The sequence below is a fragment of the Streptomyces sp. ME02-8801-2C genome, assembly GCF_033793965.1.
Taxonomy (GTDB): Bacteria; Actinomycetota; Actinomycetes; order Streptomycetales; family Streptomycetaceae; genus Streptomyces.
In genome coordinates this window covers 387,553-410,727 of sequence record NZ_JARAXP010000006.1, presented here as the reverse complement: position 1 = coordinate 410,727, position 23,175 = coordinate 387,553, and the positions used below count along the sequence as shown (strand labels likewise).

Sequence of the window (23,175 nt, the reverse complement as noted above, 5' to 3'; positions counted from 1 at the left end):
CATGACGCCGACCTCATGGCGTCCACCTCATAGCGGCGGCTCCACTCCGGGCGGCGTCAGTTTCACGCCGACGCCCCGCAGGGTGTGCAGGTAACGGGGGTTGGCCGCTGTCTCGCCCAACTTCCGCCGCAGCCACGACAGATGGACGTCGATGGTCTGATCGTCCCCGTACGACAGCTGCCACACCTCCGCGAGCAGTTCCTTGCGCGAGACGACGACACCAGGCCGGCCGGCGAGAAAGGCGAGCAGGTCGAACTCGCGGCGGGTCAGGTCAAGTCGTACACCGTCCAGTTCGGCCTGCCGGCGCAGCGGGTCGATGGCGAGGCCGCCGACGCGGATGACCGTGGACGGCGAGGTGTCCTCGGGCGTCGTGCGGGCCCGACGCAGTACGGCGGCCATACGCGCCGACAGGTGTTCGACCGAGAACGGTTTGGTGAGGTAGTCGTCCGCGCCCGCGTTCAGCAGCCGGACGATTTCCTTCTCCTCGTCGCGCGCGGTGGCGACGATCACGGGGACGTCCGTGATCCCGCGCAGCATCTTGAGGGCCTCGGACCCGTCGAGGTCGGGCAGACCGAGATCCAGGATCACCACGTCGAAACGGAAGTGGGCGACCTCGCGCAGCGCCTCAAGGGCGGTGCCGACACTGCGCACGAGGTGCGCGGCATCGGTCAGATGCCGGATGAGGGCGGAGCGCACGAACTGGTCGTCCTCGACCACGAGCACACTTGCCATGCGCCGCACCGTACGCCAATCCGACGGGCCGGGTCCGGCGCCTGTGGATAACTCCACGGCGACCGCTCCCGGTCGGTTACGGGCGACACCGCTGGGGCGGGTGAGGCAGTATGACCGGCGATGCGCAGAGGACTCGTACACCTTCTGGCGTGGACGCTGGCCACGGGTGCGGCGGCCACGATGACGTGGTGGGGTGTGCACACGGTGATGGCGGGAACGGCGTACGACCCGCCCCGCGCGCTCCCCATCACGGCGGCCGACACGGCCCGGCAGGAACACGAGTCGGCCGGGCAGGAGCCGGCCGCGCGGAAGCCGAGCGAACGGACGTCGCAGCCGACGCCCACGACTTCGAGCCCGGAGCCCACCCGCGGGACTCAGACACCGACTCCGCATGCGACTCCGCGTCCGACACCCACGCCCACGCCCTCAGCGAGTGCGACGCCCGCCAACTCCTCGTCCACGGTGAAGGCGTTCGACACCGAAGGCGGGCGTGCCGTCTTCGACCTCGGTGCGGACTACGCGACGCTGGTGTCCGCGACGCCCGGAGCGGGGTGGTCGATGCAGGTGTGGAAGACCGAGACGTGGATCCGGGTGGAGTTCGCCGCGGGCGCGGACCGCGTGACGGTGTTCTGCACCTGGCACGACGGCCCGCCGCATGTGCAGGTCCTCACCTACTGAACCGACCGGTTGCCGACGTCAGCGGAAAACCGACGGTGGCGGGGCCGGTGAGGCGACCGCCGCCGCGTCCATGACCGGGACCGCTCCGCCGGTGAAGTCGGCGAGGGCGCGCCCGTGTTCGAGGCGGGCGGGGTGCGGATCGGAGGCGGTACGGCGGGTCAGCTCGGCGATGGGCAGCGGGTGGGCGGAGCCGACGAGCACCGCGTTGCCGAACCGTTTCCCCCGCAGCACCGTCGGGTCGGCGATCAGGGCCAGCTCGGGGAAGACGGCGCCCGCGGTGGCGATCTGACCGCGCAGATGTGCGAGCGGCGGCCCGTCGGCGAGGTTGGCGGCGTAACAGCCGGCGTCGTTCACGACCCTGCGCACGTCCGTCAGGAACTCGACCGACGTCAGATGGGCCGGGGTGCGCGCCCCGCTGAACACGTCCGCGATGACGAGGTCGGCCCAGCCGTCGGGGATCTTCGCGAGTCCCTCGCGGGCGTCGGTGGAGCGCACCCGGATACGGGCGTTGGGGTCCAGGGGGAGCTCGCGCCGGACCAGTTGGACGAGGGCCGCGTCCCGTTCCACCGCCTGCTGGGTGGACCGGGGACGGGTCGCGGCGACGTACCGCGCGAGGGTGAGGGCGCCGCCGCCGAGGTGCACGACCTGCACGGGCTTGCCGGGCGGGGCGACGAGGTCGATCACATGACCGAGGCGACGCTGGTACTCGAAGGAGAGGTACGCCGGGTCGTCGAGGTCGACGTGGGACTGCGGGGCGCCGTCGATGAGCAGTGTCCAGGCGCGCGCCCGGTCCCGGTCGGGGATCAGTTCGGCGAGCCCGCCGTCCACCGTCTCGACAACGGCATCGGCGGCCGACTGTCCACGCCGCGCGTTTCTGGACTTTCCCATTACCCCATTATCGGGGTGCGTGAACGCCCCGGCTCCATGGCGACCGTACGACGGTCGTGCCAGGTCAGCGGCGGTTGTCGGCCGCCTCGATGAGCCGGGCCGCCTCACCGAGGGCCGCGCGGAGCACCGCCGGGTCGGTGGCCAGATCCGCGTCCCTGGGCGGGAGGAGCCAGTCCGAGCCCGCGACGGGCGGCTCGGGATCGGGGGCCGCGAGGCTCAGTCCACGTCCGTTGGTCTCCGTACAGGTGCTGCCCGGCACGTCCCAGGCCGCGGCGGTGCCGGGCGGGACGAGGAATCCGAGGGTGTCGCAGCCGTCGTCGTGCAGTACGGGGCCGACCGCGTCGCCCGCGCCCCGGCGCAGGATGTCGACCGCCTCCAGGCCCTGCCGCGCCGGCACCGTCACCAAGTCACAGTTGGACGCCGCGTTTGACGCGGACGATGCGGGCAACGCGATTGATGTACGCCCCACGAACGACGCACAAGGATCGGCGCTCTGACTGATCTCCATCCCGGCCTCCACCACGGAACCCCTCCTGCAAACGAGCGGGTCGGGAGTTCGGGTGGCTCCCGGTCCATCGGGTTCAACGCGTCGGGACGTCAACGGCTACGGCACAAGACCGCCGCAAAGGATGGCAGTTCATGGCAGATCGTGGATGAGATATCCGCTTTGTAGCCAAACCCCGCATGGCGAACCGTGCACAGCGGGTACGTTCTTGCCCGCCGGAAACAGGACGTCCGATGGATAACTGTTCCAACTCTTCCAACTCGTCAGGATTCCGGCACGGTTCGACGGTTCGCAGAGAGGGCCCGGCCATGACGTCGTCAGCGGTGACCTCGTCGCAGTCCCCCCGGCCGCCACGGCCGAACCTCGCCTTTCGGCAGTTGCGCGGGCAGCGCTCTCCGGGCGAGTTCGCCGCGGCGGTACGGCGGGCCGCCCGCGAGATCGGGGAGCGGGTCAGCTGTGACGCTCGTTACGTCGGTCGGGTCGAGGCGGGTGAGATCCGCTGTCCCAACTACGCGTACGAGCGTGTGTTCCTGCATATGTTCCCCGGCCGGAGCCTGGCCGACCTGGGGTTCGCGCCCCGCGCGTCGGTACGTGGACGCGGGGCGCGCGAATCGGAGGACGCGCTCCCCGGGTACTGCGCGATCCCCGCGCCCGGCACCGGTGAGACGCCGGGGGCGTACGAGCCGTATGACACGCAGGACGCGCAGGACCCGTACGAAACGCACGACAACTACGAGGAGAGCGACGTGCTGCGTCGCGCATTCATGACGGGCGGTGCCACTGTGGCAGCCGCCTCACTGAGCCCCTTCGGGCTCGCCTACGAGGCATCCGCCGCGGACCGTCCCACGCGCCGCGTCGGAGCCGGTGAGGCGGGCGCCCTGGAAGAGGCCGTACGCCGTATCAGACTGCTCGACGACCGCCACGGCGCCGACGGTCTCTACCGGCGGGCTGCCGCCCCGCTGCGGGCCGCCTACGAACTGCTCGACGCGGGCGCGGTACGGCAGGCCACCGCCGACCGGCTGCACGCGGGCGCGGGTGAGCTCGCCATCTCCGTCGGCTGGCTGGCGCACGACTCGGGCCGTTTCGACGACGCGCGCTCGCACTACGCGGAGGCGCTGGCGACCGCCCGGATGTCCGGGGACGCCGCCCTGGAGGCCCACGCCTTCTGCAACACGGCGTTCCTCGCGCGCGACGCGGGTCGCCCGCGCGAGGCGGTCAGAGCGGCGCAGGCCGCGCAGCGGGTGGCCCGGCCACTGGGCTCGCCCCGTCTGATGTCGCTGCTCGCGCTGCGCGAGGCGGGCGGCTGGGCGGGGCTCGCCGACCGCGCCGGCTGCGAACAGGCACTGGCGCGGGCCCAGGCGTTGTACGGGCGCGGCTCCTCGGAGGCCGACCCGGAGTGGATGAGCTTCTACGGCGAGGCCGAGCTGGAGGGGCTGGAGGCGCAGTGCTGGTCGACGCTGGGCGACTGGTCCCGGGCGGCTCGGCACGCGCGGCGTGCGGCGCATCTCCAGAACCCGCACTTCACCCGGAACATCGCGCTCTACACGGCCGAACTCACCGACGACCTGGCTCGTGGGGGGCATCCCGATGAGGCGGCGACGGCGGGTATGCGGGTGCTGGATCTGTTGGACGAGGTTCAGTCGTCGCGGATTCAGACGATGTTGGCGGCGACTGCGCGGGTGCTGTTGCCTCACCGGCGGGCTGGGGGGGTTTCGGCGTTTCTTGAGCGCCATGCGAGTGTGCGGCGCACGGCTTGAGGTGTCGTTCCCGGGGTGGCCCCGACGGGGGCTGGGCTGATTTGCGCAGTTCCCCGCGCCCCTGGAAGCCCGCCCCCCTGCGTCCCTGACTGCAGGCCGGTGGGGGTTTGCCGCGCAGTTCCCCGCGCCCCTGAAAAACTGTGCGCTAAGCCGTCAGGTGGCCCGTGTCGTTCCAGGTTTCTATTGCTGGGGCGTTGTAGGCCCAGCCCAGTACTGACAGGGATGTCGGGTTCAGTCTGATGCGGGAGGCGAAGTCCAGGGGGAGGCCCAGCCAGCGGGCGCCTATCGCGCGCAGGATGTGGCCGTGTGCAAACACCAGCACGTCGCGGTCCTCCGAGCGTGCCCACGCGACCACCTCGTCCGCGCGCGCGGTGACCGCCTCCAGGGTCTCGCCCCCCGGCACCCCGTCCCGCCAGATCAGCCACCCGGGGCGCACGGCCTGGATCTCCGCCGGGGTCATGCCCTCGTACGCCCCGTAGTCCCACTCCATCAGCGTGTCCCACTCGGTCGCGCGCTCGCCGAACCCGGCGATCTCGCACGTCTCACGCGCGCGTGCCAGCGGGCTCGTGCGCACCTCGGCCTCCGCGAGGCCCTCGAAGGGCGGCCGGTGCAACCGTTCGCCGAGCAGCTTGGCGCCGCGTCGCCCCTCATCCAGGAGGGGGATGTCGGTCCTGCCGGTGTGCTTGCCGGACAGTGACCACTCCGTCTGTCCGTGCCGGGCCAGCAGGATGCGCGATGCCATGAGGAGCCCTTCCGGGGGAACTGAGAGGGTAAGCGTGCCGAATGCCGCGAAAGGTGGATGAAAGGGGGCGGTCAAGCGAATCAGTGGTAGCGAATGGCGGAAAACCGAGGCGGAACCCCTCCATCATCGCGCACGCTGTCCGGAGGCAACCTGGGGGCCGATCTTTGCGTCCTGTGTGACAGGGGCGCCGCACGGGGCGTCCACGTACACCGTAAAATCGGACGAACCACAGGCCACCGACGCCGGAGGCGCAGCTGGACGGGGAACAGAGAGTGGGAGAGACGATCGGATGCCGCGGACCGATACTGCACGGCCCGAGACGGCCTCGCCCACCCGCCTCCGCTGGTGGACCGAGCTGCCGCTGATCCTGCTGGTCTACGGGTGCTATTCGGCCGGACGCCTGCTGGTGCGGGGCAACGAGTCGGCCGCCGTCGACCACGGTCTGGCGATCCTCAGGTTCGAGAAGTCCCTGTGGCTGAACGCGGAGCACCCGCTCAACCGTCTGTTCACCCGTGAACCCTGGATCGGCATACCGGCCGACTTCTGGTACGCGTCGCTGCACTACCTCGTCACCCCCGCCATCCTGATCTGGCTCTTCCGGTCCCACGCCGTCCGCTACCGGGCGGCCCGTACCTGGTTGATGACCTCGACCTTCATCGGTCTCATCGGCTTCACCCTGTTGCCCACCTGCCCGCCCCGGCTGCTGGACGCCGGCCACGGCTTCGTGGACACGATGGCCCAGTACAGCTCGTACGGCTGGTGGGGCGGGCAGGCCAGCGCCCCGCGGGGGCTCGGCGGGATGACGAACCAGTACGCGGCGATGCCGAGCCTGCACGTCGGCTGGTCCCTGTGGTGCGGAGTGATGCTGTGGCGCTTCGGCGGCTCGCGTATCACCAAGGTCCTGGCCGTCGCCTATCCGTTGATCACCACGATCGTGGTGATGGGCACCGCCAACCACTACTTCCTCGACGCGGCGGCGGGCGCCGCCGTGATGGGCGTCGGGCTGCTGCTGGCACCGCTCGTCATCCGGAACGCGGACCGGGCGAAGGTGTGGATCGCGGCCCGCGTCGCACCCGTCGCAACGCGCTCGTCCGACGCGGAAACCTCAATTGTCAGTGGTGGATGCCAGACTGCCCCGCGTGAGCGAATTCCAAGGCAGCGCGAGTCCGTCTTCGGACCAGGCCCCGGGGCAGGGGCCGAGCCTGGTGCCGCTTCCGCGGACGCGGGGGACGGCGCTGCGGCAGCGGCTCGCTGAGCTGCGCGGTCCCGCCGTACCACCGAAGGCGCTGGACGCGCGTGCCCTCGCGGCCCTCGCCGCCAACCCGGGCTGCAGAAGGCGCGCGATCCTGGACGGCGCGGGAGTGAACAAGGCGACGCTGGCGAGCGCGTTGGGCTCGCCGTCCGCCTTCGGACAGTCCCAGTTCGCCCTGGCGCGCGGAAACACCTTCGAGGCCCGGGTCAAGGCCGACGGCGGCGCGGAGCTGCTGCGACTGGTGCACGAGAAGCTGGACCCGGGCGCCCCGGCGCCGACGGAGGCCGAGGTTCCCAACCTGACGGCGACCGGGCCGGAGGGCCGTACGGCGCGGACGGCGCTGGCCCTGCGCGACGCCACCACGGCGCGGGCGGGCAGCGGTAGCGGTAACGGCGGCTGGACGTTCCTCGACCATCCCATGCTCGCCCTCGACGTGGCGGGCTCCCCGGCCTTCCTGGAGCCGGACGCGGTGGTCGTGCACCCGGACGGCAGCTGGTCGGTCGTGGAGATCAAGTCCTTCCCGATGCTGGACGGTTCGGCGGACCCCGCGAAGGTGGGCGCGGCGGCCCGCCAGGCCGCGGTGTACGTGCTGGCGCTGGAGGAGGTCGCCGCCCGGCTCACCCAGGACGGTGCTCCGGTGCCGACCGTGCGCCACCGTGTGCTGCTGGTCTGCCCCAAGGACTTCTCCAACCTCCCGGCCGCGTCCGCGGTCGATGTCCGCAAACAGCGCGCGGTGACCGGCCGCCAGCTGTCCCGGCTGACGCGGATCGAGGACATCGCCGACACCCTCCCGGAGGGCACCTGCTTCGCCCCGGACCTGCCGGCCGCCGAACTGACCGCCGCTGTCGAGTCGGTTCCCGCGGAGTACGCGCCGGAGTGCCTGTCCGCGTGCGAGCTCGCCTTCCACTGCCGCGAGCGTTCCCGCGCGCGGGGCGCGGTGACCACCCTGGGCCGTTCCGTACGGGCCGAACTGGGCGCGCTGACCACGGTCGACGACGTCCTGGCGGCGGCCCACGGGCGGTCCGGTGACCCCGAGGACCCGACGGTCGCCGCCCTGCGGAGAGCGGCGGCCCTGCGCGCGGAGGCGCTGAGCGGCGCCGAATTCGTCACGCCGCCGCAGCCGCAGTTGCGGGCCGAGCGGGAGCCGGAGGGTGCCGTATGTCGCTGATCGCCACCCTCGCCCGTCTTGAGGCCGTCAGCACCGGCCGTGCCCAGCCCGTCGCCACCGTCCGGCACCGCCATCTGTCCGAGCGGCCCCTCGTCCTCGTACCGCTCACCACCGCCGGTGAGGCCGGCGCCCCGCTGGGCGCGCTGGTCGGGGACGACCGGGACGCGCCGCGCCTGCTCGTCGTACCGCAGCCGCGCGACCGCGATCTCAGGTTCGCGTTCCTCGCCGAACTCGCCGATGTCGTCCTGCCGTTCATCGACTCCCACGCCGACGCCGTGGAGGCCGCGGAGCGCACCGAGGTCGACCCGGAGACCGGCAAGCGCGTCAAGGTCGAGGTCGAACTGTGCGCGGACGCACCCCAGTTGATCGTCCCGAGCCGTGCCGGCATCGAGTTCGTACGCCTGCTGGGGCGCTCGATGCGTTTTCGGCGTACGGCGGAACAGGACCCGGAGACGCCGCATCCCGCGCCGCCCCGGGTGCCGTTGCTCGGCCGCTGGTTCACGCACTACGGGGAGCGCGCCCGGGTCCCCGGGTCCGCCCTCCTGCTGGCGGCGACCGACGTGCTGTCGCGGCACTGGGCCACCGGGCAGTCCACGCTGGAGGACCAGCACCTGGGTGCGCTGCTCGCCTGGATCGACCCGCCGGACGGCGTGTCGGGCGCGGAGGCCGCGCTGCGGGCCGAGTTGGCGCGGGACGCGCGGGGGCAGCTGCTGTGGCCGCCGGCGGGTCCGGCGACCGACCCGGCGTTCGACAACAAGCTGCTCGCCCCCGCGATCGAGAACTACAACCGCGCGCGGACGGCGCTCGCCGCCGCCGAGGACGGCGAGTCGGCGGACGACCGGCTCGGCGAACTCACCGCCGCCGAGCGGGAGATCCGCGCACTCGTCGAGAGCCGTACGCGGCCCACCTGGGACGCGGTGTGGCGCGGCCTCGACCTGCTGCGGGCGCTGCCGGAGGGCGCCCACGCGGCCGACCGGTGGACGCGCGACCGCTGGTCGTTCACCGGCCACCGGGACCGGGTCGTGGCGGGTGAGCCCCCGCAGCCGCGCCGCGACGACGCGGTGACCGCGGCGAACAAACTGGCCACGCGCGAGCGTGAACAGGCCCGGCTGGAGGCCCAGGAAGCCCTGGACGACCCGCTGGTGATGGCGGGCCGGCGGCTGTCCGGGGAGGCGTTCGTGGGTGAGGTCGTGGACGTCGTCATGACGTACAGCGAGGGCAAGCGGCCGAGTCCGCGCCCGCTGGTGACCGTCCGTACGGAGGACCGTCCGCAGCTCGGGGAGCGGGTGAAGGTGTACCGCTCGCTGGGCGGCAAGCCGCAGGCGGCGGAGTTCGTGGGCCATGAGGACGGGGACGGCCCGGGCGCCCAGGATTCGGTGATCGTCCTGCGCGTTCTCGACAAGATGGGCCGCGGCAAGGAGCCGGAGGCCGGGTCGGTGCCCGAGAAGGGGGACCTGATCTGCTTCACGCTCTTCGAGCACGAACAGCGGGGCGGCGCGAAGCTCCCCGACGCGGACCAGACCCCGTGGACCCACGGCGGGCCGCCGGGCGAGGAAGCGACGACGACCCTGCCGGCGGCCGACCCGGTGACCGAGGAGGATGTGCTTTGAACCCTCCCCCTCGCGGACGAGCGGGATTCCTGGCTCACGCTGCCCGGACGCTCAGCAAGCGATCGGGTCTTCTGCGATCAACACCAGCCGGGTTGGAACCAGCCCGGTTTCCCCAGAGATTGGAGGTTGCTGTGCTGGCTTGGTTCTCGCTCAACACGCCACGAGGCTACCATCCGTGGCGAGAATGGCACTCTCAGTGACCGATCACGCCCGGACGGCCGCCTTCGACCCCGGTGCCGCCGCCGGCCGGGCCACGGACGCGATCCTCCACGACACGCTGCACGGCACCCACCGCGGAGTCGTCGTCGACTCGCCGCCCGGGGCCGGGAAGTCCACGCTCGTCGTCCGGGCCGCGCTCGAACTGGCCGACGCAGGGCGCCCGTTGATGGTCATCGCGCAGACCAACGCGCAGATCGACGACCTCGTCGTCCGCCTCGCCGAGAAGAACCCCGAGCTGCCGGTGGGCCGCTTGCACAGCAGCGACACCGACCCGTACGACAAGGCGCTGGACGACCTGCCCAACGTACGGAAGTCCGCGAAGGCCGCCGAGCTCGCGGGCCTGGACGTGGTGATCTCCACGGCCGCGAAGTGGGCGCATGTCAAGGTCGACGAACCGTGGCGGCACGCGATCGTGGACGAGGCGTACCAGATGCGCTCGGACGCGCTGCTCGCCGTCGCCGGGCTGTTCGAGCGGGCGCTGTTCGTGGGCGACCCGGGCCAGTTGGACCCCTTCTCGATCGTCGGCGCGGAGCAGTGGGCGGGGCTGTCGTACGACCCGTCGGCCTCGGCGGTCACGACATTGCTGGCCCACAATCCCGAGCTGCCCCAACACCGCCTTCCGGTGTCCTGGCGGCTCCCGGCCTCGGCGGCGCCGCTCGTTTCGGCCGCCTTCTACCCGTACACCCCGTTCCGCAGTGGCACCGGCCACGGCGACCGGCGGCTCGCCTTCGCGGTCCCGTCGGACGGCTCGGGTCCGGACCGGGTGATCGACGAGGCCGCCGAATCGGGCTGGGGCCTGCTGGAACTCCCCGCCCGCCGCACCCCTCGTACGGACCCGGAGGCGGTACGCGCGGTCGCCATGGTCGTACGCCGCATGCTGGACCGGGGCGGCGCGGCCACCTCGGAGCGCGGGCCCGAGCCGACGCCGCTCACGGCCGACCGGATCGCGGTCGGCACCGCGCACCGGGACCAGGCGGCGGCGGTCCGGGCGGCGCTCGCCGAACTGGGGGTCACGGACGTCACCGTGGACACGGCGAACCGGCTCCAGGGACGGGAGTTCGACGTGACAGTGGTCCTGCACCCCCTCTCGGGCCGCCCCGACGCCACCGCCTTCCACCTGGAGACGGGCCGCCTCTGCGTCCTGGCCTCCCGCCACCGACACGCGTGCGTGGTGGTGTGCCGGGCGGGCGTGACGGAACTCCTGGACGACCATCCGTCGACCGAGCCGGTGCAGTTGGGAGTGACGGTGAAGTTCCCGGACGGCTGGGAGGCCAACCACGCGGTGCTGTCGCATCTCGCCGAACACAGGATCGCCTGGCGGCCGTAGGCGCAGCTCAGGTGGCTTGTCCGGCTGAGCCGGGGCCCACTTGCGCGGGCAGGGGACAATGGACGGTGGCCCGGCTGGACGGCTGGGCCATACGACCGTGTGCCGTACATGCCATGTGGCGTGCAGGGCACGTACGAACGGTGCGGACCGTACGAGGAGGACAAGACATGGCGGAGCCAACGCCGCATCGCAACGAACCGCGGCTACGCCCCGCGCCCCTGCTCTTCGAGCCCGCGCAGGTGGCCGACGACCCCGAGCACTTCTTCGACCTGGAGTCGATCGACGACCCCCGCGCCCTGCTGACCCGCGCCACGGAGCTGACCCAGGCCTTCCGTGCGGCGACGGACCGCGCGGTCGAGTACCAGGCGATGGCGGCGGCCCAGCTGGCCGACCCGCGCCGCTTCGACCGGCTGACCATGGCCGACATCGCGCAGCGCGCCGAGTGGACCGAGGACTACGCCCGGAAGATGGTCGAGTACGGCCGTGAGCTGCTGCGCGGCGGCGGCGAGAACGCCAGCGGGGGCGGCGGCGGCGAACAGGGACGCGGTCACGTCGACCCGGTGTGAACCGGTCCGGGCCGGTCCCCTGGGGCGCGGCCCGGGCGTGATCGAAAGTCCGTGCGGCATATTCAGGAGGGCAAGGTACTCCAGCTCGCCCCCTCCTGTCCCGGTTTCCGGCAACTGTCGGAGACCGGGTGCTCACTGCCGGTAGATCTGGACGCATGAGCAGCACACACTCTGACGTCTCGGGAGTCACCTCGGAGGGCGCCGTCTGGCTCGCCTCCGCAGGAACGTATCCGCGTAGCACGCTCTCCCTCTGGGCCGAGCGGCCCACCGCCCCGCTCGTCCTGCCCTGCGGCACCGTGTTCGACGTCGTCAACGTGCCCGCGGTCTTCGGCCGGAGAATGCTCGACCGCCTCTGGGACGACGGGCCCGGCTCGGGCCCGGTCGCGGCCTACCGGGGCCGGATTCTCCTTTTCGCGGCACTGGGTACGGCCCAGCGGCTGCCGTCGCTCCTGCGGTGGGAGGAGTGGGGCTCGGCCGGCGAGAACGGTCACGGCGACCGGATCGGCGAGGACGGCCAAGACAGCCAGAACAGTGAGAGTCGCGTCGGCCGCCGGTACTCGATTCCGCCGCTTTTCTGCCACGGCCGCGGCGACGCGGTGACGGTCCCGGCCCTGGTGAACGACGACGCCGAGCACGAGGAGGCGCCGGGCGATCCCCGCCCCGAGTCGCGCTGGGTGGTCGCCCCCGACACCAGCCATCCGTGGCTCCCGGGCCCGGAAATCCTGCTCTGGGCGGCCGTACGAGCGGCCCGTGCCGCGGTCTCCGGCGGGGTGCGGATATCGATTTTTCCTCCCGTCGATCAGGGTGCTAAGGTCTACGACGTCAGCAGGCGCCGCTAGCTCAGTTGGTTAGAGCAGCTGACTCTTAATCAGCGGGTCCGGGGTTCGAGTCCCTGGCGGCGCACGTTGTCGATTGGCGAGGCTGTTCACCAACAGCCTCGCCAACGTCGTTTCCGGACCTCCAGCCACACCTCTCAGCCGGCGCCCGTGATCTGCACCGTCCAGGCCCCCGAGTGCGTACGGCTCTGCACCTCCACGCGGACGTCGTCGCCGGGCACCGTGAAGCTCTCGCCGAGGGCGACGGGCGCGTCCGCGAGGGGCGGGTAGACGGAGTCCTCCCAGCAGGCCTCGGTACGCGGATGGGCGTCGATCACCTCGACCGGGCCCCCGCCCGACTGGGTCCCGCCGCGTACCCGGTAGACGAGGACGCCCTGCTTGCAGGTCGCGCGGTCGTTGCCCGTCCCACCCCGCGCCTCGAAGGCGAGCACCTGGTCGGCTCCGGTGCGCACCACGGCCAGCTTCACCCCGTCCCCCTGCCCGAAGATGGGCGCCCCGGCTCCCGCACCCCTGGCCCCGCCCACACCTGTAACCGCATCACCATCCGCATTCGTATTCGCATTCGTGTTCATGTTCGTGTTCGTCAGATCCGCATCCGCATCGGTATCCGCATCCGCACGCGCTTGCGCCGTCGCGGACGGATGCGCCCCCAGCGACTCCAGGGTCAGCCGGGTGGAGCCTCGGCCGCGTACGCAGACCACCTGGCGCGGATCCAGCCACCCGAGTTTCCACTTGTGCCAGGCGAACAGGTCCGGTGCCAGGCCGAACTGGCTGCCCATCAGGTCCCAGTCGCCGACGTATGTGTCCCAGTCACCCTTTCCGTCGACGGGACGGTGGTAGAGATCGGGCAGGTCGAAGACATGGCCCGTCTCGTGGGCGAGGACGAGCCGGTCCGGGGGGTGTTTCTCGAAGACGGTGACGACCCGGCGGATGTCCGTGCCGTCGGCGTGCAGCGGGACGTCGAGGTTGACGACCTTCGTCGCGTCGGAGTCGACGCCGGGAGCGTCCGGGTCGGCCACGAAGTAGACGATGTCGTAGCGCGAGAAGTCCACGTAGCGGTCGGCGGCGGCGAGCGCGTCGCCCAGATAGGCGGCGCGGTGGGCGGCGCTCCAGTCCCGCTGTATGACGTACTGCGTGGACGGCTTCGGCATCCGGATCCAGTTCCGGAGGGGGTGCGGGCGCAGGGTGAACCTGCCGTACGAGGCACGGGCGAAGAAGTCGCTGGTGGCAGGGAAGTGGTCGGCGGTGAGTGCGGCGGGGGTGTTGCGCGGGCGCGCGTCCGGGAAGGAGAGGAAGATCATCACGGCGTCGAGGGCGCGGGACGGTCGCGGATAGGCGGCGTTCCAGGTGTCCAGGCCCTCCGAGTGATGGGCGTCGGTGCGCTGGAGGATGCAGGGCTGCGCCGAGAAGGGTTCGGCGACCGAGGGGCCCGCGATGAGGGAGGTCGCTGCGAGGGCCGTCATGGTGGTGAGTACGGCGGCCGTGCTGCGCAAGCGGGGGTACGCTCCGGCGCACGTGAGCCCCTTGAATCCCGTCAGGGCATCACGGGTGAGCCCCTTGAGGGGGAGCTGACGCGGCACGCGGACCTCCGGGTGCGGGATTCGGGGATACCGCAGCCCAGCCTGGGTGATCTTGCGTTTAAATGCCCTGTTTGTCTGCACCAGAAGGGTGATTGGGCGGCGATCGAGGCGGTGACCAGCGACGATCCCGGGCGGGTGGTTAGGCGGCCAAGCATGCGAGAGCTCACCCTTTGTGGAACGACACCCCGAAACACTCACGGACCGTCACAACCGATCGCGAGCGAAGGAACCCGTCCAGGCGCGGGCAGAAACGATCTGTCAGAAGTGCCGGTCGTTCATGGACACTGGACAGTGGCTGGAAGGGCTTCCGGCCAGCCTCTATGATCGGCACACTTTCCTGGCACTTCCCTGACACTTTCCTGCACGGACTGGGCCGGGGCGGCGGTTTGCCGCCCGGTCGGCCGCCCGACGGGATCCACATGAAGACCGAGTGCACTGCGGGAGCGAGCGGTGAGCGGAACGTCCCAAGGGCCGGCGCCCGCGGTAGATCACGTCCGGCCGGCCGTCACAGAGAGTAACTCCGGCGCGTCCTCCACGTCCTCGTCCACGTCCACCACCTCTTCCACGTCGTCGTCCGCGTCGTCGTCCGCGCCGTCGACGTCGTCCCCGGTCGCTGTCGGTACGGGCCTGATGCCGGGCGCGTTCGCCGCGGCGCCGCTGGCGATGGCCGTGGTGGACCGCGAGGGCCTGGTCGTGGCGGCGAACGAGTCGCTGGGCGCGCTGCTGGGCATCGATCCGGCGGTGGCGGGTGGAAAGGTGGCCGCCGATCTGGTGGACCTGACGTCCGACACGCGCGCGTGGCACGCCTATCGCGAGGTGCTGCGCGGCCGACAGACACGGCTGCGCTGCACACGCCGCCTCAAACACCCTGACGGGCACTCCCTTTGGGCCCAGGTGACGGTCACTCCGCTGCCGGCGGACGCGTCGGACGAGGGATTCGGGGGCCAGGGCGTCCTGTTGTCCGTGGCCGACATCAGTGCGCGCCGTGAACTCCAGGCGCGGCTGCGGCACTTGCAGATGCACGATCCGGTGACCCGGCTACCCAACCGCACACTGTTCTTCGAGCGGCTGTCGGCGGCCCTGGAGGCGGAGTCGTACGAGCAGAGCGGGACGGGCCGGATCGGCCTGTGCTACCTCGATCTCGACGGCTTCAAGGCCGTCAACGACACCCTCGGCCACCGCGTCGGCGACCGGCTGCTCGCCGCCGTGGCCGAACGGCTCACCCGGTGCGCGGAGGAGGCGGGTCTGGCGCGGCGGAACCCCGGCGCGGTCGCTCCGCTGGTGGCGAGGCTGGGCGGCGACGAGTTCGCGCTGCTCATCGAGGACTCGACAGGCACCGAGCAACTCGCGGACCTGGCCGAGTCGGTACTGAAGTCGCTCCAGCTTCCCTTCGACCTCGCCGGTCAGCGGGTGTCGGTCTCCGCGTCCATCGGCGTCGTGGAGCGGCATGCGGCGGGCACGACCCCCACGGGTCTGATGCAGGCCGCGGACACGACGCTGTACTGGGCGAAGGCGGATGGCAAGTCCCGGTGGACGCTCTTCGACCCCGAGCGCAACGCCCACCGCATGACCCGCCAGGCCCTCTCCTCCACGCTCCGGCCGGCCATCGAGCGGGGTGAATTCGCCCTGGACTACCAGCCGTTGGTGGGCATGGAGGACGGTCGGGTGCACGGTGTCGAGGCGCTGGTGCGCTGGCACCACCCCCAGTTCGGCACGCTCACGCCGAACCGGTTCATCGGGCTGGCCGAGGAGGACGGCTCGATCGTGCAGCTGGGGCGCTGGGTCCTCGCCACGGCCTGCCGTCAGGCGCGGCGCTGGCAGCTCGAACGCCCGGACGAGCCACCGATCTTCGTGAGCGTGAACGTGGCCGTGCGTCAGGTCTGGGACTCGGACCTGGTGGCGGACGTGGCGGAGATCCTCGCGGAGACCGGTCTGCCGGCCCGGCTGCTGCAGCTGGAGCTGACGGAGTCCGCGGTCATGGGCTCCGCCGGTCGGCCCCTCCAGGCACTCCAGGCACTCAGCGACATGGGCGTGCGCATCGCCATCGACGACTTCGGCACGGGGTACTCGAACCTCGCCTACCTCAGTCGGCTGCCGGTGTCAGTACTGAAACTGGACGGTTCTTTCGTCCGGGGGTTCCAGTACGAGGGTGAGGGCGTCGCGCCGAACCCCGCTGACGAGATCGTGGTCGAGGCGATGATCCAGCTCGCGCACCGACTGGGTCTGACGGTCACCGCGGAGTGCGTGGAGACGGCCGCGCAGGCCGGCCGTCTGCGTCGTATCGGGTGCGATACGGGGCAGGGGTGGCTTTACTCACGGCCGGTGGGGGCGGATCGGATCTCGGTGCTGATGGGGGGGAGTGCTTGTCGGCGGGGGTGAGGTGGTTCGGCCCCGGAGGGGCCGGTCTGTCTCCGGGGGGCTGGGACCCTGGCTGGCCCGGGTTCGGTTTCCGGCCGGCCAAAGGTTCAGTCTCTGGCCGACCCGGAGTTCGGCAACGCCCCAGCAACAGAGACCTGCCACCTGACGGCTTAACAGCCGGGTGGGGTCGCGCAGCCCGGCCCTGTACGGGGTGCCGCCCGCGCCCACCCGTGCCGCCCCAGGCGGCACGCATGCCCGCAGGCTGAGCGCGTCACCCAGGGACGCAGCGGGGGGGGCGGGCTTTTAGGGGCGCGGGGAACGGCGCGACAAGCCCCCACCGGCCCGCAGTTTCCGGCCGGCGCGGAGTTGGGTCCCTGTTCGGCCGGAGGCCCGGCTTTATCCGGGCGGCGGCCCGGTCCCTACCCGGGCGTGGCCCGGTCCCCGTCCAGCGATACCAGGCGGAGGCCCGACCCCTGTCGGAGCACAGGCCCGGCCTGATCCGGGAAGCCCCGGCCCCCAGGCCCGAACCCGTCCAGGTGTGGGTGTTTTCGTCAGTTGGGGGTCTTGGGCAAGTCGTAGGCGTCCGCGATGAGTTCGTACGAGCGTAGGCGCAGGTCGCCCCGGTGGGCGTGTGAGACCAGCATCAACTCGTCTGCTCCCGTGCGCTTTTGGAGGTCGTCCAGGCCCGTGCGGACCTCGTCTGCCGTGCCGTGGACGATGTTTGTCATCCATGAGCCGATGAACTCCCGTTCCATCGGGCTGAATTCGTATGCCTCCGCCTCCTCCGGGGTGGGGAACAGGCCGGGGCGGCCCGAGCGCAGGCGGGCCATGTTGAGGCCCATCGCCAACACTTGGCGGCGGGCCTCGTTCTCGTCGTCCGTGGCGAGCGCGGAGACGCCGATCAGGGCGTACGGGGCGTCGAGGACGGCCGACGGCTGGAAGGACTGACGGTAGAGGTCCAGCGCCGGGACGGTGTTCTGCGCGGAGAAGTGGTGCGCGAAGGCGAAGGGCAGGCCCAGGACGCCCGCCAGGCGAGCACTGAAGCCGGAGGAGCCGAGCAGCCAGATGGGCGGGCGGTGGGGCGACTGGACTCCGCCCGGGGACGTCGACTGGATCGGGCCGGGGATGGCGTGGATGCGGTGGTACGGGTGGCCGGTCGGGAAGTCGTCGTCCAGGAAGCGGGTCAGCTCGGCGAGTTGCTGGGGGAAGTCGTCGGCGCCTTCGTTGAGGCGTTCGGTACGGCGGAGCGCTGCGGCCGTCGCCCCGTCCGTGCCCGGCGCTCTGCCGAGGCCCAGGTCGATGCGGCCCGGTGCCATCGCCTCGAGGGTGCCGAACTGCTCCGCGATGACGAGGGGGGCGTGGTTGGGGAGCATGACTCCGCCGGAGCCCAGCCGGATGCGGTGGGTGTGGGCGGCCAGGTGGGCGAGGATCACGGCCGGTGAGGAGGAGGCCACGCCGGGCATGGAGTGGTGTTCGGCGACCCAGTAGCGGTGGAAGCCGCGGGATTCGGTGAGGCGGGAGAGGGCGACGCTGGTTTGCAGGGCGTCTGTGGCGGTGTGGCCGGAGCCTACGGTGACGAGGTCGAGGGCGGAGAGGGGGACTGGGGCTGTGCCCTGAGTCTTGCCCCGGATCTCGTCTGCCGTCGGGTCTGCCGTCGGGTCTGCGGTCACTGTGGGTGCCTCCTGGGACTGGGTCGGTGCGGGGTCCTCCGGACGGGGAACAGGAGGGTGGCTCCGTTTATTCCCCGAGTGGTTTCGCCCCCGCCGCCCCTACCCGTCCCATCCCTGGGGGCTGCCGCCCCCAGACCCCCGCTTCGGCCTGAACGGCCTCGTCCTCAAACGCCGGACGGGCTGGGGGTGGGGCCTGGCGTCCTCAAACGCCGGATGGGCTGGAAGTGGCCTGGACCACGGATTCCCTCGTGAACAATGTGCCCAGGGATGGGGCGTTCACCTTGCGGGTCGTCAGCCTCAGCGCCTCCCAGACCGAGACCTGGTTGGCCGTGAGGACCGGCTTGGTCAGGTGTTTCTCCAGCGTGGTGATGTGGGACGCCGTGTGCAGTGCCGTGTCCGGGAGGAGCAGTGCCTCCGCGGTCGTCGCCGATGCCTTCTCGGCCAGCGAGGTCACGTCCTGTGGGCCCCACTCCCCCACCTCCGCCCGGGTGGCGACCCCGGCCGCGTGGACCCCCGTCACCTCGATCCCCGCCGCCCTCAGGAACTCCGCGAAGCGTTCCGCCACGTCCGCCGGGTACGTCGCGCCGATCGCCACCTTTCGCACCCCGAGCTCCCGTACCGCGTGCACGAAGGCGAACGACGTCGACGACGCCGGCAGGCCCGCGGCCAGGGCGAGGGTGCGTACCTGGTCGTGGGCCCCCTGCCATCCGTAACCGAAGCTGCTGCTGGTGGATGCCCACACCACCGCCTCCGCGCCCGACAACCGCAGCGCCTCGACGCCCGCCGTGAGGCGGTCCGCGGAGCCCTTCTCCAGATCCAGCCGGATATCGGTGCCGAGAAGCTGTTCGATGCGCTGGTAGTCGTCCTCGGCGGAGTGGCCCGGGTGGAGGAATCCGAGTGCCGTCATGTCAACCTTCCCGCTCTTGCTGTCTGCCGGTTTTCGGCGTGTCCGCGACCCGGGTACCCCGTTCACGCTGCGCTGCCCACGTCGTGAACGTTTACCTCCGTGTTGACGGAGGGAGGCCCGGGTGCGAGCGTGTCAATCCGCGCTCCCGCGTCCTTGATCGGAGACGGCCCCGATGCCCCCGACACCTCCGATGCCCCCGCTCCCCACACTCCTCGTCCTGGACGCCGATCCCCCGCCCCGCCTCGGCCGGCTCACGGGCCGGGCCCGGATCGTGCACGCCGACGAGTCCACTCTCGCCGCGCGACTGCCGTACGCCGACGTCCTGTTTGTCTGGGACTACACCTCGCGCGCTGTGCTGGACGCCTGGCCTGGTGAGGGGGCTCGTCCTCGCTGGGTGCACACGGCGAGTGCCGGGGTCGACCATCTGATGTGTCCCGAACTCGTCGCGTCCGACACCGTGGTGACCAACGCGCGGGGCATCTTCGACCAGCCCATCGCCGAGTACGTCGCCGCCCTCGTCCTCGCCATGGCCAAGGACCTGCCGAGGACCCTGCATCTCCAGGAGCGGCACGAGTGGCGGCACCGGGAGTCGCAGCGGGTCGCCGGGACGAAGGCGTGTGTGGTCGGGTCCGGGCCCATCGGGCGGGCGATCGCCCGGTATCTGAAGGCACTTGGGGTGACGACGGCGATCGTCGGGCGGGTACCGCGTACCGGAATCCACGGGCCGGACGACCTCAACCGGCTGATGGCGCGCGCCGATTGGGTGATCTGCGCCGCTCCCCTCACCGCCGAGACGCACCGCATGTTCGACACGCGCCGCTTCGGTGTCATGCAGCCCTCGGCCCGTTTCGTCAACGTGGGCCGGGGTCAGCTCGTCGACGAGCACGCGCTCGCGGAGGCGCTGTCGAAGCGGTGGATCGCGGGCGCCGCCCTGGATGTGTTCGAGCAGGAGCCGCTCATGCCGGACAGCCCCCTGTGGGAGGTACCCGGCTTGATCGTGTCCCCGCACATGAGCGGCGACACGATGGGCTGGCGCGATGAACTCAGTGCCCAGTTCGTGGAGTTCTACGAGCGGTGGGAATCGGGGAAAACGCTGACCAATGTCGTGGACAAGCAGCGCGGATATGTACCGGGGCACTGACACCCGACTGCCGGGGCCGGAAACTCTTCAGCCATTTGTTGGCGCATAACTTGTGCGTACTCGGGTAGCCGCGCGCCCATGGCTCCATCAATCGCATCAACCGCAGCAACCCCACCGCCAAGTCTCAGACGCCGGTCGCTGTTCGCGGGGGTGGCGGCGCTCGGCGCGCTCGGTACGGTCGGCTCCCTGGGCACTCTCGGGTGCAGCCGGGTGTCCGCCGACTCCGGGGTCGACGGCGGTGACCTTCTGGACCGGCTGCGGGCGCAGGGTGTCGTGCGGCTCGGTATCGCCGGTGAGATTCCCCAGGGGTTCATCGACAAGGACGGTGAACTGACCGGTGAGGCGCCCGAGTTGGCGAGGGTCATCTTCAAGCGGCTGGGGGTGGACCGGCTCCAGCCCGTGCCCACCGAGTTCGGTTCGCTCATACCCGGGCTGAATTCACAGCAGTTCGATGTCGTGGCGGCCGGTATGTATGTCAATCCGGAACGCTGTGAACAGGTGATCTTCGCCGATCCCGACTACCAGATGCTCGATTCCTTCATTGTCCGCAAGGGGAATCCCAAGGATCTTCACAATTACCGGGATATCGTCGAGAAGAAGGCCAAGCTCGCTACCGGTACCGGATATGCGCAGATCCAGCACGCCGTCGAAGCCGGTTACAAGGAGAGCGACCTTCTCATCGTGCCCGACCAGGTGGCCGGGCTGAACGCCGTCGAGGCGGGCCGCGTCGACGCGTTCTCCGGTACGGCGGTCACCGTCCGGCTGGTCGCGAAGAACTCCCGCAAGGCGGAGGCCGCCGACGCCTTCGCCCCGATCATCGACGGCAAACCGCGGGTCGACGGGGGCGCGTTCGCGTTCCGGATGACCGAGACGAGGCTCCGGGACGCCTTCAACGTCGAGTTGCACAAGCTGAAGAAGAGCGGCGAGGTGTTCCGCATCCTGCGTCCGTTCGGCTTCACCCAGGACGAGATGACCGATCTGACCGCGAAGGAGTTGTGCGGCGGATGACCTCCGGACTCTGGGAAATCGTGCTCAGGGGAGTCTGGGTCACGGTCCAACTCCTCTTCTTCAGCGCCCTGTTGGGCGGTGTCGTCGCCTTCGTCGTCGGGATCGCGCGGACCCATCGGAGCCGGTGGGTGCGCTTCCTCGCGGGCTGCTACACCGAGGTGTTCCGCGGGACCTCGGCACTCGTGATGATCTTCTGGGTGTACTTCGTGCTGCCGCCCGCCTTCGGCTGGCAGCTGGTGCCGATGTGGGCGGGCACGCTCGCGCTCGGGCTGACCTACGGGGCGTACGGCACGGAGATCGTGCGCGGCGCGCTGAACGCCGTCGCGCCGGCGCAGCGGGAGGGCGGGATCGCGCTCGGGTTCACGCCCTGGCAGCGGATGCGGCTGATCCTGCTGCCGCAGGCGGTGCCGGAGATGATCCCCTCCTTCGGGAACCTGCTGATCGAGCTGCTGAAGGGCACCGCGCTGGTCTCCGTCATGGGCATGGGTGATCTGGCCTTCAGCGGCAACCTCGTACGGCTCGCGTTGCAGGAGAGCGCGGAGATCTACTCGTACATCCTGCTGATCTACTTCGTGATCGCCTTCCTCCTCGCCCGGCTCATGCGTGGCCTGGAGAAGCGGCTGAAGGAACGGTTGGCCGGGCAGCCGGCGGGAGGTGCCGCGTGAAGTGGGAATGGGGCGCCGTACGCGATTTCCTGCCGACTTTCTGGGACGGGCTGCTGGTCACCCTCCAGGCCCTGGCCCTCGGATCACTGATCTCGTTCACGCTGGGGCTGGTCTGGGCGCTGCTGATGCGGACGCCGACGCGCTGGGTGCGCTGGCCGGTGGGGGTGGTCACGGAGTTCGTGCGGGACACCCCGCTGCTCGTGCAGTTGTTCTTCCTCTTCTATGTCCTGCCCGAGTGGGGCGTCGCCGCCTCCGCGCTGACCACCGGTGTCGTCGCGATCGGGCTGCACTACTCGACGTACACGATGCAGGTCTACCGGGCCGGCATCGAGGGCGTGCCGCCGGGCCAGTGGGAGGCGGCCACCGCGCTCAGCCTGCCCCTGCGGCGCACCTGGACGGCGGTGATCCTGCCGCAGGCGGTGCGCCGGGTCGTACCGGCGCTCGGCAACTACGTGATCGCGATGCTCAAGGACACGCCGCTACTGATGACGATCACCGTGCTGGAGATGCTCGGTGAGGCGCGGCTCTTCTCCCAGGAGCACTTCCAGTTCACCGAGCCGCTGACCGTGATCGGCGTCGCCTTCGTCCTCATCTCCTTTCCCGCCTCCCTCCTCGTACGAGCTTTGGAGCGACGCCTTGCCAGTTGAAACCGAGAAGATCTCCGACACCCCCGCGTCCGTCCCCGCCCGCGAGCTGGTCCGCCTCGACCAGGTCACCAAGCGGTTCGGTGAGCAGACCGTCCTCGACCGGCTGAGCCTCTCCGTGGAGGCGGGTCGGCATGTCACGCTCATCGGTCCGTCCGGGTCGGGCAAGACGACGATCCTGCGGCTGCTGATGACCCTGGCCAAGCCCGACGAGGGCACGATCACCGTGGACGGGGAGGCGCTGTTCCCGGCGCCCGAGAAGCAGGTGCGTGAGGTGCGCAAGAAGATCGGGATGGTGTTCCAGCACTTCAACCTCTTCCCGAACATGAGCGTGCTGCGCAACATCACCGAGGCGCCCGTGACCGTCCTCGGTCTGCCGAAGGATGAGGCGGAGGCGCGCGGGCGCGAGCTGCTCGAACTGGTGGGCCTCGCGGACAAGTGCGACGAGCGGCCGTCGCGGCTGTCGGGCGGGCAGCAGCAGCGGGTGGCGATCGCGCGGGCGCTGGCCATGCGCCCGCAGGTGCTGCTGCTGGACGAGGTGACCTCGGCGCTCGACCCGGAGCTGGTCGCGGGTGTCCTGGACGTGCTGCGGGACATCGCGCGCAGCACGGACATCACGATGCTCTGTGTGACCCATGAGATGGGCTTCGCCCGGGACATATCCGACCAAGTGCTCATGTTCGATTCTGGCCATGTGATCGAGTCGGGTCCGCCGGAGCAGATCTTCGGCGACCCGGAGCGGGACAGGACGCGCGAATTCCTCAGTGCGGTGCTCTGACCGTGACAGAGGGAGAGTCATGGGGATCCTTGCGATCTTTTTGATGCCGATGGCATATGCCAGATGAACAGTTCCCCTGCTGAGAGGCCGGGCCCCGGGCGGCAATCTCGTCAACGCCCCCTCCATACGGACCACTTGGCAGCT

At 70.8% G+C, this 23,175-nt stretch carries 21 protein-coding genes and 1 tRNA gene; 15 read left to right on the top strand and 7 right to left on the bottom strand.

All coding sequences use genetic code 11. The features are described from left to right. Positions 1–27 precede the first annotated feature (27 nt). Positions 28–732: a response regulator transcription factor gene (locus PV396_RS22055; protein WP_319207045.1), complete on the bottom strand. Its 705-nt coding sequence runs from the start codon at positions 730–732 to the stop codon at positions 28–30. Between the two features lie 120 nt (positions 733–852). Between PV396_RS22055 and PV396_RS22050 the strand changes: the two genes are divergently transcribed. Next, entirely contained in the window at positions 853–1,410 is a 558-nt protein-coding gene (locus PV396_RS22050) for a hypothetical protein (RefSeq protein ID WP_319207042.1), read from the top strand. An 18-nt stretch (positions 1,411–1,428) separates the two neighbouring features. On the opposite strand, the gene PV396_RS22045 is transcribed toward PV396_RS22050, so the two are convergent. Continuing rightward, the gene (locus PV396_RS22045) at positions 1,429–2,298 is read right to left on the bottom strand and encodes a fused MFS/spermidine synthase (RefSeq protein WP_319207040.1); all 870 of its coding nucleotides are present in this window, start codon (positions 2,296–2,298) and stop codon (positions 1,429–1,431) included. Positions 2,299–2,362: 64 nt separating this feature from the next. Continuing rightward, positions 2,363–2,821 (bottom strand): hypothetical protein, encoded by a 459-nt coding sequence (locus PV396_RS22040; protein WP_319207038.1) that lies wholly within the window; start codon positions 2,819–2,821, stop codon positions 2,363–2,365. Between the two features lie 290 nt (positions 2,822–3,111). Between PV396_RS22040 and PV396_RS22035 the strand changes: the two genes are divergently transcribed. Next, complete coding sequence (locus PV396_RS22035) at positions 3,112–4,560, top strand: hypothetical protein (protein WP_319207036.1); 1,449 nt, start codon at positions 3,112–3,114, stop codon at positions 4,558–4,560. A gap of 145 nt (positions 4,561–4,705) precedes the next feature. On the opposite strand, the gene PV396_RS22030 is transcribed toward PV396_RS22035, so the two are convergent. Further along, positions 4,706–5,302 carry a histidine phosphatase family protein gene (locus PV396_RS22030; RefSeq protein ID WP_319207034.1) on the bottom strand — a complete coding sequence of 199 codons (597 nt, stop codon included), beginning with the start codon at positions 5,300–5,302 and terminating at the stop codon, positions 4,706–4,708. A gap of 289 nt (positions 5,303–5,591) precedes the next feature. Here PV396_RS22030 and PV396_RS22025 point away from each other — a divergent pair, with 289 nt between their 5' ends. The 7 genes from PV396_RS22025 to PV396_RS21995 all read left to right on the top strand — a co-directional run bounded on the left by PV396_RS22025 (position 5,592) and on the right by PV396_RS21995 (position 12,347). Beyond that, positions 5,592–6,557 (top strand): phosphatase PAP2 family protein, encoded by a 966-nt coding sequence (locus PV396_RS22025; RefSeq protein ID WP_319207032.1) that lies wholly within the window; start codon positions 5,592–5,594, stop codon positions 6,555–6,557. Continuing rightward, positions 6,508–7,722 (top strand): hypothetical protein, encoded by a 1,215-nt coding sequence (locus tag PV396_RS22020; RefSeq protein ID WP_319207030.1) that lies wholly within the window; start codon positions 6,508–6,510, stop codon positions 7,720–7,722. Before PV396_RS22025 ends, PV396_RS22020 begins: the two co-directional genes overlap by 50 nt. Continuing rightward, complete coding sequence (locus PV396_RS22015) at positions 7,713–9,332, top strand: hypothetical protein (protein WP_319207028.1); 1,620 nt, start codon at positions 7,713–7,715, stop codon at positions 9,330–9,332. The genes PV396_RS22020 and PV396_RS22015 overlap by 10 nt, the downstream gene beginning before the upstream one ends. 196 nt (positions 9,333–9,528) lie before the next feature. Further along, positions 9,529–10,878: an AAA domain-containing protein gene (locus PV396_RS22010; RefSeq protein WP_319207026.1), complete on the top strand. Its 1,350-nt coding sequence runs from the start codon at positions 9,529–9,531 to the stop codon at positions 10,876–10,878. A 167-nt stretch (positions 10,879–11,045) separates the two neighbouring features. Further along, positions 11,046–11,444, top strand: coding sequence for a hypothetical protein (locus PV396_RS22005; RefSeq protein WP_319207025.1), 399 nt, complete (start codon positions 11,046–11,048; stop codon positions 11,442–11,444). A gap of 155 nt (positions 11,445–11,599) precedes the next feature. After that, positions 11,600–12,283, top strand: coding sequence for a hypothetical protein (locus PV396_RS22000; protein ID WP_319207023.1), 684 nt, complete (start codon positions 11,600–11,602; stop codon positions 12,281–12,283). After that, a tRNA-Lys gene (locus tag PV396_RS21995) sits at positions 12,274–12,347 on the top strand. The genes PV396_RS22000 and PV396_RS21995 overlap by 10 nt, the downstream gene beginning before the upstream one ends. Before the next feature lie 70 nt (positions 12,348–12,417). Here the strand turns inward: PV396_RS21995 and PV396_RS21990 are convergent. Then, positions 12,418–13,860 carry a M6 family metalloprotease domain-containing protein gene (locus PV396_RS21990; protein WP_319207021.1) on the bottom strand — a complete coding sequence of 481 codons (1,443 nt, stop codon included), beginning with the start codon at positions 13,858–13,860 and terminating at the stop codon, positions 12,418–12,420. Between the two features lie 450 nt (positions 13,861–14,310). On the opposite strand from PV396_RS21990, the gene PV396_RS21980 reads away from it, so the two are divergent. Beyond that, a complete protein-coding gene (locus PV396_RS21980) occupies positions 14,311–16,239 on the top strand; it encodes a putative bifunctional diguanylate cyclase/phosphodiesterase (RefSeq protein WP_416071453.1) in 1,929 nt (642 codons plus the stop codon). Between the two features lie 530 nt (positions 16,240–16,769). Here PV396_RS21980 and PV396_RS21975 read toward each other — a convergent pair. Next, a complete protein-coding gene (locus tag PV396_RS21975) occupies positions 16,770–17,888 on the bottom strand; it encodes an LLM class flavin-dependent oxidoreductase (RefSeq protein ID WP_319207018.1) in 1,119 nt (372 codons plus the stop codon). A gap of 202 nt (positions 17,889–18,090) precedes the next feature. Continuing rightward, entirely contained in the window at positions 18,091–18,795 is a 705-nt protein-coding gene (locus PV396_RS21970; RefSeq protein WP_319207016.1) for a decarboxylase, read from the bottom strand. A gap of 172 nt (positions 18,796–18,967) precedes the next feature. Between PV396_RS21970 and PV396_RS21965 the strand changes: the two genes are divergently transcribed. The 5 genes from PV396_RS21965 (at position 18,968) to ehuA (ending at position 23,031) form a co-directional block, all read left to right on the top strand. After that, positions 18,968–19,936, top strand: a complete 969-nt coding sequence (locus PV396_RS21965; protein WP_319207015.1) for a D-2-hydroxyacid dehydrogenase — start codon at positions 18,968–18,970, stop codon at positions 19,934–19,936. Between the two features lie 78 nt (positions 19,937–20,014). Further along, positions 20,015–20,944: an ectoine/hydroxyectoine ABC transporter substrate-binding protein EhuB gene (gene ehuB / locus PV396_RS21960; protein ID WP_319207013.1), complete on the top strand. Its 930-nt coding sequence runs from the start codon at positions 20,015–20,017 to the stop codon at positions 20,942–20,944. Further along, positions 20,941–21,609 carry an ectoine/hydroxyectoine ABC transporter permease subunit EhuC gene (ehuC, locus tag PV396_RS21955; RefSeq protein WP_319207011.1) on the top strand — a complete coding sequence of 223 codons (669 nt, stop codon included), beginning with the start codon at positions 20,941–20,943 and terminating at the stop codon, positions 21,607–21,609. Before ehuB ends, ehuC begins: the two co-directional genes overlap by 4 nt. Further along, positions 21,606–22,256: an ectoine/hydroxyectoine ABC transporter permease subunit EhuD gene (gene ehuD, locus PV396_RS21950; protein WP_319207009.1), complete on the top strand. Its 651-nt coding sequence runs from the start codon at positions 21,606–21,608 to the stop codon at positions 22,254–22,256. Before ehuC ends, ehuD begins: the two co-directional genes overlap by 4 nt. Next, on the top strand, positions 22,246–23,031 hold the full coding sequence (gene ehuA, locus PV396_RS21945; protein WP_319207007.1) for an ectoine/hydroxyectoine ABC transporter ATP-binding protein EhuA: 786 nt from the start codon (positions 22,246–22,248) through the stop codon (positions 23,029–23,031). Before ehuD ends, ehuA begins: the two co-directional genes overlap by 11 nt. Positions 23,032–23,175 lie beyond the last annotated feature (144 nt).